8 protein-coding genes are annotated in these 9,544 nt (G+C 69.0%); 5 read left to right on the top strand and 3 right to left on the bottom strand.

The window, feature by feature from the left end:
• Positions 1 to 345, top strand: a 345-nt coding sequence (locus RKP46_RS15580; RefSeq protein WP_311107481.1) for a DUF3782 domain-containing protein, incomplete at its 5' end; no start/stop codon positions are given.
• Between the two features lie 77 nt (positions 346 to 422).
• Here the strand turns inward: RKP46_RS15580 and RKP46_RS15575 are convergent.
• The 3 genes from RKP46_RS15575 to RKP46_RS15565 are packed head-to-tail and all read right to left on the bottom strand — an operon-like array spanning position 423 to position 5,601.
• The gene (locus RKP46_RS15575; RefSeq protein WP_311107480.1) at positions 423 to 3,209 is read right to left on the bottom strand and encodes a formylglycine-generating enzyme family protein; all 2,787 of its coding nucleotides are present in this window, start codon (positions 3,207 to 3,209) and stop codon (positions 423 to 425) included.
• Positions 3,206 to 4,162, bottom strand: a complete 957-nt coding sequence (locus RKP46_RS15570) for an AAA family ATPase (RefSeq protein ID WP_311107479.1) — start codon at positions 4,160 to 4,162, stop codon at positions 3,206 to 3,208. The genes RKP46_RS15575 and RKP46_RS15570 overlap by 4 nt, the downstream gene beginning before the upstream one ends.
• Entirely contained in the window at positions 4,159 to 5,601 is a 1,443-nt protein-coding gene (locus RKP46_RS15565) for a toll/interleukin-1 receptor domain-containing protein (RefSeq protein WP_311107478.1), read from the bottom strand. Before RKP46_RS15565 ends, RKP46_RS15570 begins: the two co-directional genes overlap by 4 nt.
• A 199-nt stretch (positions 5,602 to 5,800) precedes the next feature.
• Here RKP46_RS15565 and RKP46_RS15560 point away from each other — a divergent pair, with 199 nt between their 5' ends.
• The 4 genes from RKP46_RS15560 to RKP46_RS15545 form a co-directional block, all read left to right on the top strand.
• On the top strand, positions 5,801 to 7,072 hold the full coding sequence (locus RKP46_RS15560; RefSeq protein WP_311107477.1) for a tetratricopeptide repeat protein: 1,272 nt from the start codon (positions 5,801 to 5,803) through the stop codon (positions 7,070 to 7,072).
• Positions 7,073 to 7,076: 4 nt separating this feature from the next.
• On the top strand, positions 7,077 to 8,369 hold the full coding sequence (locus tag RKP46_RS15555; RefSeq protein WP_311107476.1) for a hypothetical protein: 1,293 nt from the start codon (positions 7,077 to 7,079) through the stop codon (positions 8,367 to 8,369).
• Positions 8,366 to 9,175, top strand: coding sequence for a hypothetical protein (locus tag RKP46_RS15550; RefSeq protein WP_311107475.1), 810 nt, complete (start codon positions 8,366 to 8,368; stop codon positions 9,173 to 9,175). Before RKP46_RS15555 ends, RKP46_RS15550 begins: the two co-directional genes overlap by 4 nt.
• A gap of 79 nt (positions 9,176 to 9,254) precedes the next feature.
• Positions 9,255 to 9,544: hypothetical protein (locus RKP46_RS15545; protein ID WP_311107474.1), on the top strand; the 290-nt coding region annotated here is incomplete at its 3' end.

Raw genomic sequence — 9,544 nt, 5'->3', positions numbered from 1 at the left:
TTCCGCGACGCGCTGGCGGGGATTCTCGAACAGAGCTTCGGCGTGCAGGTGATCAACGTCAACGAGTACGACGACCAGGGTGAAGTGTTCGGGCGGCCGGATCAGGTCGAACTCGATGTGATCATCCGCAATGGCCTGTTGTTGATCTGCGAGCTCAAATCGTCGATCGACAAAGCGGGAATGTACAGCTTCGAGCGCAAGGCGCGCTTCTACGAGCGACGGCACCAGCGCACGGCCAATCGGCTGATCGTCATTTCCCCGATGATCGACCCGCGGGCGGTCAAGCTGGCGGCGGCGTTGGGGATCGAGATCTACGGCGATTCGACCGAGGTGGAGGCTTTGTAAGGCAAGGCCGGGCCGGGACGCCTTGTCCAGCGCGGCCGCAATTACGCCCCCTCCGGGGTCGCAAGTGACCATTGCGGCTACCGCCGCTGGCGCTCCGCACCGACTTGCCGCTCCGCGGCACTGTCCCGTTCCGGACTGGGGGACCTCAGGGCGAAGCGAAAACCCTGGTGGTCGTTGGGCCAGTCGCGCTGCCACGCGTTGCGCCAAGCCGAGCGAAGCCACCTGGCCCCGTGGAGCCACGAGCCGCCGCGCACGACGCGAAGGCTATCCCACGCGTCGGGCTCCGGCCCCCTTGGGTCGTCCTGCGCCGCCGCGCCGTAGGTCCTCTGTCGGTCGGCGCACCACTCCCAGACGTTGCCGTGCATTTCGTACAAGCCCCAGCGATTCGGCGGAAACGATTTGACCGCCACTGTTCCGCCTCGCTTCGCCGCGAAGTTCGCCTGTTCGTGCGTGATTCCGTCACCGCAGGAGTACACCGTCTTGCTGCCGGCGCGACACGCGTACTCCCATTCGGCTTCGCTCGGCAGGCGGGCCCGAACGACGCGCAACAGCTTGTCGACACCTCGCAGGAACGCTTGCACATCGTCCCAGCTCACCTTCTCGACCGGCTTGCTGTCATCGTCAGCGAAACGGCTCGGGTTGCCGTGCATCACCGCTCGCCATAGCGCCTGCGTGCACGCAGTGTCGGCAAGCCAGAAGCCTTGCGTGATACGCACGCGGTGGCGTGGTCCTTCATTGGCATAACGTCCAGCCTCGCTGGCCGGCGAACCCATCCAGAACTCGCCGGGGGCGATCCAGCGAAAGCGCTGTACGACGCCAGCGATCGTCAGGTCGGCGTAGAGGCCATACGCGAGGTCGGCGCCAAGCACTACTCCCGGCGCGAGCTCGCGCGGCACCGCGCTGTAGCCGTCCGTCCTTGGCGGCCAGCAAGCCGCAGCGTCGTCGCCGGCACGCCAGTCGAGCCGGGCCGGCGGGCCGAGTGGCGACGGCGCGAGCGCGTACAGGCCCTGCTGATCGCGCTCCCAGCGCAGCGCCCACGCCGGGCGCGGCACCTCGCGCACGACGAAACGCTCGTGCGCGGTGGTCACTACCCACGCCGTGTCGGTGCCAGCCTGCTGCAGATCGCCGAGGACGACGACTTCGCCGGCAAGCGGCGGCGAGTGCCATTGCCTGCGCCGTGCCGGCGTTTCCACTTCGATGCCGCTCGCCGCATCGCCTTCGGCGAGGACGAAGGTATCCGACGGCGCGTCTTCGCCGGCCAGCAACAGGTCGTGCCCGTGCTGCAGCAGATGCCAGCGGCGCGCGGCCGGTTTGTCGCCGGGCGGCCACAGGTGGCGCTCGAGGCTGGCCGCGGGCAGCCCGTCGGGAAGCGCTTCGCCCGCCTGCAGTCGGTCACGACGCGCAATGACGTAGGCGTCGGCAAGCTGGGGCACCGTCTGCCAGAGTGTCGCGTGCGCGCGCAGGCCGCAGCGCCCAAGGTACGCGGCGAGCTCGCAAGCCGCGGCGCCGGCCGTGCTTTCAGTCGCGCCGTGCGCTGCGCGCTGCAGCGTGCGTACGGCGCGCGCCCAGCGTTCGCCGGCCTGCGCCGCGTCGAGCTCGGCGAGGTCGGCGGCGAGCGCCTGCTCTTCAAGCTGGATGAGCAGCGACTCGCCGACGTGCCGGCTGGCGACGATCTTCGCCAGCCGTCGGCGCAGCGGCAGTTCTTCACCACGCAGGTAGCGCCGGTGATCGGCAAGGCGTTCGTGGCGCAGTTGCGTGCCGAGCAGGCAGGGTTCGCTGTCGGCGTGGTTCCAGGCGGCGAGTTCGCCCGCCGTCGACACGCCGAGCGCGAGGCGCAGCGCACGCAGCAGTTCGGGTTCGACGACGACGGCGAGCGACAGCGCGGCGAGCAGCCTGGCCAGCGCGTTTTCGTCGACGCCGCGGCGAGCGGCGAAACGCTCGCCGCGCAGCCGCTGCCCGTGTTCCCAGGCGACATAGCGGCAGTTGCGCGCAGTCAGTAGCGGTGCGCCGTCGTCGGGCGGGCCGCCGCCGAGCAGCGTCAGCCGCCCGCCAGCGGCGAGGTGCGCGCGGCAAAGCGCGGCCAGGCCGCCGGCGCACTGCCCGGCGTTGGCCAGGCTGCCGCCATCGCCGGCGAGCAGCCAATGGCGCGCGCCGCACAGCGCTTCGCCGCCGACCGCGCCCCACGCCGGCTTGCTGCCGGGCAGACGCAAACACCAACCGCCCGCCGGCGACCACGAATAGACCGGCAGCCGCCCGCCGGACAGCGCGTGCGCGTGCTCGGCGAGTTCGATCAGATCGGCGTGCAGCGGTGCCGAGGCGAGCGAGACGTCGATCACCAGCGCCGCCTGCGCGCTCCAGTGCGGCTGCATGCGGCGCGGCAGACGCGGTGGCAGGTGGTGGCGCGCCAGATCGACGAGCAGTCGGCGAAGATCGATCTGCCGCCCGCAGCGCGGCGTGCGCAGCGTCTGATTGAGGAAAACCGCCAGCCGGTATCGCGGGCTCAGCGCGATGCGCGCCGGCGCGCGGCGCTGCACGGTGAACGAGGTGTATACGCTGCCCGTGGCGTCCGCCGCGGCGGCGTCCGGCGGCGTATCGGCAGCGACCCGACGCTGCGCTTCGACGACGGCGAAGTGGCGTGGCGAGGGTGCGGGTGCGGATGCAGCGGCCGCCTGCTTTGCCGGGGGCGTGACAGCCGCCGGCGCCGCTGGCGCTTCCTCGGGCTCGTCGTGATCGACAAAGCCGAGCAGCGCGGCGTTGCGGCACGCCTCGTCGGCAGTCTGCGCGTGCAGCAGCCAGAGCAGGTCGGCGCGGCTGACCGCGGTCTTGCGCGGCGGCAGACAGACGCGTACGGCGCGCGCGGTCATGCCGGCGGCTGCTTGTCGAAAACGTAGCGGCGCATCTCTTTCAGCAGCGGCGCCGGGTCTCCGCCGATCCGTTCGAGCACGCGCAGCAGGTCGAGGTATTCGGCCAGACCCGGCGCGTAAACGCCGTTCTCGCTGGCGCGCCGGCGATCGGCGAGCAACTGTTCGGCCGCCTGCGTCAAGGCGCTCGGGTGGGCTTTGTGCAAGGCGGGGAAATGCAGCGCGCCGCGCTCGACCAGGTAGGCGATCAGCTCGCCGTGCGCCTTCGGCAGGCGCAGCGTGAGCACCAGGCAGCGGCGCAGGAAGGCGGCCGGCAGCTCGCGTTCTTCGTTCGAGGTGACGATGACCAGCGGCGCCGGCGCGCCGGCGGGCCGCGCCACGGCGCGCGCCAGCGGCGGCACGCTGAAGCGGCCGTTGCCGAGCGCTTCGAGCAGTCCGTTCGGCAGGTCGGCTTCCGCCTTGTCGATCTCGTCAATCAGCAGCACCGTGCCGCGCGCCGGCGTCCACTCGCCATCCGGCGTTTCGGGCGCGATGCCGCCGGCGCGCGTCGCGGCGAGCTGCGCCGCGGCGCCCGCCCAGTCGAACGCCCACCACAGCGCACCGGGCTCGATATAGCGCGCAGCATTGAGGTCGGCCGGCACCGTGCTGCCGCGAACGGCGGCCAGGTGCGCGTCGGCCAGGCGCGCGACGGCGTCGAAGCGCCAGAGCAGGTCGCTCGCTTCGCTGCGCGCATCGACGACCACCGAGAGGAACAGCCGCCGCGTCGCCGCTGCGGCGGCGTGCGCCAGTTGGCTCTTGCCGGTTCCCGGATCACCGCGCACGAGCAGCGGCCGGCCGGCGGCCTCGGCGGCGCGCAGCGCGCGCACCTGTTCGTCGTCGAAACGATGCCGGCTGGCCGGCCACGAACCCGTCGCAGGCAGCTCGATTTCCTTGCGGTCGTACGTGGGTAGCGTCATGGCGGATTCCATTCGGGTGCGGCAAGCTCGCGCAGGAGGTGGGCTACCAGCGTCAGCAGCGTCGTTTCGTCGTAACGGTAGAGCCCATCGAGCCCCTCGCCCGCCGCGCGGTCCTGCAGCACGAGAACGTCGGTCGCCAAGTGGTCGACGATCCACTGGGTGAGCGCATCGCTCAAGGCCGACTCGTCGCTGGCGGCGAAGACGAAGAAACGCGCCTCGCCCTTCAGCGCGGCAATCACATTTTCGGCACGCAGACGGGCGCAGGTCTGTTCGTCAAGCAGCGCCGGCACGTCGAGCTGCGGGAAGACGTGGCGATGCATCAGACGCGCGAGCTTGTCGCGGCGGCTCGCGTCGTCGCCGGTCTCGATGGTGACGGGGATCGCGGCGCGATCTTCGAGCGGCGCGCGACCTTCCTTTTGCGGTGTCGTCCAGGTCTTGTCGGGCTCCTCGCGATGCGGCAGCGTCGCGCCGGCGATCTCGCTCGCCGGTGCCGGCAGCCGTCCCCGGCTCGCCGTCCTGCCCAGCGGCCGCAGGCGGCGCAGGACGAGCGGGTCGAGGCACAGACGAGCGGCACAGCCCATCGCGGCGCGCAGCCGTTTCTGCGCGGTTTCGCCCTCGCGGCGCGAGACGACGACCTCGCTATCGCGCAGCGCTTCGCCCATTTGTCGCACACAGAGGTAGAGCGCTTCGCACGTCTGCCGGCCGAGCGTGGCGGGCGGAGCAGCCAGCGCGTGCTCGAGACGCTGCGGAAGGCCGGGCCGCGGCCAGTCGTCGCAGACCTCGGCGAAACGGGTGAACACCGGGTGGTCGAGTTGCCTGCCCATGCCGTGCCGTGCCCGTGCGCGCGCATCGTTCCAGGCGGCATCAGTGTCGCTGCCGGGCAGAGCGGCGAGGTGTTGGTCGATGGCGGCCAGCAGGCCGGCGCAATCGGCGTCCCAGGTGCTGTGCCGCAGGGCATGCGCATGGCGGGCCACGAAGCCGCGGATTTCTTCCGGCAGCGCGCCTGCCGCCGGCACGCACGCGCCGTCGATCGGCAGCGGGATGATGTGCAGGCCGCCCTGCAGCGCGTCGGCGATTTCTCGCCGCACGTAGTCCGCCGCCGCCGCATCGTTGCTCCGCTCGTCGAGAATGCGCAGCCAGTCCTTGCCAAGCAGCGGCAGAAAAACGCGGCAGCGACCCAGTTCGCTGGCGATGACCTCGGGAAAAGGCGCGCCGGGAGCAATCGTGCGCGTATCCATGAACACGCGCTCTTTGCCGAAATGGCGGCAGAGCTCCAAGTGCAGGCGACCGGCGGCCTGCTGCGTGTCTTCCCGGCGATAGTTGATGAAAATCTCGGCCGTTCCCCGTTGCCCTGCCGCGCGCCCGGGCCCCCCGTGCAATACCTGCAACAGCAGTGAGTATCCGCGCCGCGCGCCTGCCAAGTCAATCCCGTTGCGCATCGTCTGGCGCGCCTGGGTGCTGCTCCGCGCGCGCATCCATGAGCTCTGTCCACACTGGCGGAGCATCGCGCCCGGCTGGTGATCAGGCAGCGCGACGGCGAAACTCCTCAAGACTTGCCTCGTTCTGGCCGTGACGAACAGATGTTGGATGGTCGAACAGGATCGTCGCCGAAGAAGCGCTACAGGAAGCGGAGCACGGATGTTTCAAACACGACAACGCTTGATCGCCAGCGTGGCCGCACTGCTGTGCATGGCGCAACCGGTCCATGCCGACTGGGCGGACGATGTCAACCAGATCAACAGCCTGACACAGCAGGGCAAGTATCCGGAAGCGCAGCACTTCGCCTCGGAGAGCCTGGCTCGCGCTCCCGGCGGACTTCTCTTCGCGGGCACTGGTGCGCTGATCATCCGTCATCAGCGCGCCAGCATCCGTTTGCTCCTGGGGGATATCGCCGGAGCGATCGAGGACGCCGATGTCATCGTCCGCGCGAACTCGGACCTGCTGACAGCCGAAGCAGGATACGCCATTCGCATCCTGGCCAAGGCAGCGAGCGGCGATACCGCTGGTGTACAAGCCGAGTTTCTCGCCGGTAGCGAGATTATCAAGACGGGTCCGACTTCGACTTTCGGCCCCGCGAAGGCCTTCCGTGAGCACTTCCTGATCGAATCACGCGCCGTTGCCAACCTGCTGCTCGGCCGCCTCGACGAGGCCGAAGCCGATTTCGCCCGCATCATTGCCGGCGATTTCGACACTTCCCTGCCGATGCTCATCGACCTGGTCGAGACCAAGAAGCGATCGTGGACGAAAACGCGCGAGGCAATCGCAAGGCTGCGTGATGGCGACCTGCACGCCGCCCGGGAACTTGCCCGCCATGCGCTGCAAATCCTGTACGACGGCAAGGAGACCAGGAACGGCGCTGGCTTTTCGACCGCCAGGATGGTGCTCGACACACTCGAGCGCAAAGAAAGCCAACGCGTCGCGGCAGTCGAAGAAGGGCTACTGTTACAGGCGCAGCAACAACTGAGCGCCGGCGATCGGCGCGCCGCTTTCGCGACCTTCGCTCGCGCCTTTGCCGAACTACCGCCTTCTGCGGCGCAGGACAAGGCCTTTCAGGGCCTGGCGCTGATCTATCCGACCCTGCCGACAAAACCGGGCCTGCCCGAGGCGGCGCGGAGATTCCTGGTGCAGGCGCGAGGAGTCGTCGAAGACAAGGAGTACGCCCGCGCCGTCGGACTCTACGACCAGGCGCTCCGCCTGGCGCCGTGGTGGGCGCCATCGCACTACGACCGGGCGCTGCTGCTCGGCCTGATCGGCCGCTACGGCCAGGCGACCGAGTCGATGCAGCGTCACCTGCAACTTGCCCCCACCGCGGAAAGCGCCCGCGCGGCGCAAGACAAAATCTACGAGTGGGAACTGAAGATCGATACGCAGCCGGGCAGCGCTGGCCGCATGCGCCAGAGGGGTTATTGACCTGATGGCGGCGATTCACCGAAGCATGCTGGCGGTCGCCTTGGCGAACGCCGTTCTCACCGCACCGGCATGGGGCGAAATCGACTGTCATGGCAGTCTCGCCTCGTACCGTCTGAGCCATCCGAACCTCGACTGCACGTGCACTTCTGCGCGCAGCATGCCAAATTGCAGCAGCACGGGGGGAAACAGCGGCCAGTGGACGCGCTCGACCAAGGGCAAATATGCCAGTGCGCGAGCGTCGATCGGCGCTTCGCTCTTCGGTGCCGTGCTGGGCGCCGTGCTGGCAAGCCCGGGGCCATCGCCGGCAGATCTGGAACGCGAACGCCAGCAGGCGGAACTCCAGCGCCAGCAAGCCGAAGCCGAGCGGCTTGCGGCGCAGGAGCGCGCCCGTCAGGCCGAGGAGAAGCACCGCAAGCTGCTCGGCGCGCTGAGTTCGCTGCCTGGCGCGCCGGCTTCCGGGAGTGCGCCGCCGGCGAGCGGCGTGCGCCTGCTCGCACTCGAAGATGCCGGCGCGGCCCCGACCGATGTCAGCGTCGCGCGCTTGCCCGATCCCGCTGCAGCGGAACACGCCTTTCCCAGCGACGAGGCGGCGCGTGAATGGCTGGCCGGACCGGAAACCCTGTTCTCGGCCGTCTGGAAACCGCTGGCCGTGGCCCCTCCATTGCCGGCAACGCCAGCCATGCTACCGACCTGCACGAACCCGGCGCAGGGCTGCGAGATCAGATTGCCGGCCGCCGCGTCTATCCCTCGCATTGCCACCGGCCAGCCGCCGACACGCGTGGACGCGCAAGCACCCGAGCCGGAAGCCGTCCAGCGAATGGTCAGGCTGCTGCGTCCGCCTTCCTGCACCGCACCCTGCGACGACGAAAAGGATTACCTGCGCGCCTGGGGCGCCGCCAGTCTGCCGCCCGAAGTGGCCCGCGCGGCAACGCTGCTGACGCTGGTCGACCGGCTCAAGGAAACGCGCAAGATCCTTGTCGAAAGCATGGCGCTGATCGCGCTCGACGCCGCCCCGAACAAGAATTTCGCCGCCGGCGTAAAGATCGTCTACAACGTTGGCGAAACCGCCGATACGGTGCTCAAGGATGCGCTGAAAGTCGCCGGCTACGCTGGCACGGCCAACACGCCACCGCCGCAACTGATTCCCTTCGAGGAAAGCGCGACAGCTTTCGCCGGCGACGCCGAAGACCTGCCCAAGCTGATCGGCAGCAGCAGGAACAAGTGGATCGGCACGCTGGTCGTCGAGTCCGCCTGGTTGGCACAGAAACTGCGTCGCGTCTGGGTCACGCAACAATGAAACTCGGCTCGCTGCGTTGGCTGCTGATCGTCATTGGACTGCATGCCGCGTTGGCGTACCCGGTCGAGAGCGTCATCGCGGAGCAAGGGACACGCGTCGAAAATCTGTCTGCGACGATCCGCAAGGCTGGCGCCTGGCTCGGCCCCTCGGCTGATTTCGAGGTTGTCGGGCGGGTCGCCTGGCTGCTTGGCGGAGACAACACGCTGCTCGACCTCGGCTCGGGCAAACGCATCCTGCCCAAGGGCTTCGTCGTGCATGCTTTCGCGCGTACCGCCGAAGGCACGGTTGCGGTAATCACGGAGAACGTGCTCGGCATCATCACGCGTGGCGTCTTCCTCCCAACTACGCGCCTGCCGTTCGGCAACATGCGCGTCGCGGCCGGTCCCGGAGAAAGCTTGCTGCTGTTTGGCGGTCCGCAAGACGACCAGCATCTGATCCGCTACGATGGGGAGCGCCACGCGACGCTGCTGCGCGTCAGCAGTCCGATTGGCGTCGTTACGCACGCCGCCAAGCGCATTTTCCTGACGGCGGGCAACAAGCTCTATACCGTGCGCCCAGGCGAGTCGCCGGCCTTGCTGTTTCTCTTTCCGGACGGCAGCGAAATCACCGGCCTGGCGGTCAACACCCGCAAAGGCGAGATATTCGTTGCCACCGCCGACGCCGTTTTCGCGCTCGACCGCGGCGTTGCGGAAAAGAAGCTCGCCGGCCTGGGCGGTCGGCTGCAGTGGCGCGACGGCTACCTGTATGTGCTCGACCCGGTACATTCCATTTTTGCCCGCGTACGCTTCGTCGGCAATGGCAACTGAAATGCTGCGTTGGTTTGCCCGGATACGCGCGTCCACCCGACCACCGTCAGTCTGCGCAGGGCGGCATGCTCTTGTGGCAATGCTTCTGGCCGCTACCGCCATCCTCGCCCCGGCGCGGGCGGAAACGCCAGCGGGCGGCGCAGATCCCGTGCAGGTGGCGACGGAAGCCGCGCCGGTGATCACGGTCAGCGGACATTTCCGCCTCGTCGTGCCGGCCGGATGGGATTCGGTGATCGATTCGCCGTCGACGCTCGCGCCCGACGATGGGGAACCGGCGCGGGGCCTCACGCTTCATGGGCCATCGCGGGGCGAAGTCGGTTCGCGCATCTCGGTGCACTACCATGTCAACGGTGGCTGGCCGTACCGATC

It is taken from the genome of Accumulibacter sp. (assembly GCF_031732815.1).
Lineage (GTDB): Bacteria > Pseudomonadota > Gammaproteobacteria > Burkholderiales > Rhodocyclaceae > Accumulibacter.
Note: the sequence above shows the minus strand (reverse complement) of the source record. Positions and strands in the feature narration are given on the sequence as shown.

Excerpts from the sequence above, each read along its gene's own strand:
- RKP46_RS15565 (WP_311107478.1), bottom strand. The coding sequence starts at position 5,601 with ATGCGCAACGGGATTGACTTGGCAGGCGCGCGGCGCGGATACTCACTG.
- RKP46_RS15555 (WP_311107476.1), top strand. The coding sequence starts at position 7,077 with ATGGCGGCGATTCACCGAAGCATGCTGGCGGTCGCCTTGGCGAACGCC.
- RKP46_RS15570 (WP_311107479.1), bottom strand. The coding sequence starts at position 4,162 with ATGACGCTACCCACGTACGACCGCAAGGAAATCGAGCTGCCTGCGACG.
- RKP46_RS15575 (WP_311107480.1), bottom strand. The coding sequence starts at position 3,209 with ATGACCGCGCGCGCCGTACGCGTCTGTCTGCCGCCGCGCAAGACCGCG.
- RKP46_RS15550 (WP_311107475.1), top strand. The coding sequence starts at position 8,366 with ATGAAACTCGGCTCGCTGCGTTGGCTGCTGATCGTCATTGGACTGCAT.
- RKP46_RS15560 (WP_311107477.1), top strand. The coding sequence starts at position 5,801 with ATGTTTCAAACACGACAACGCTTGATCGCCAGCGTGGCCGCACTGCTG.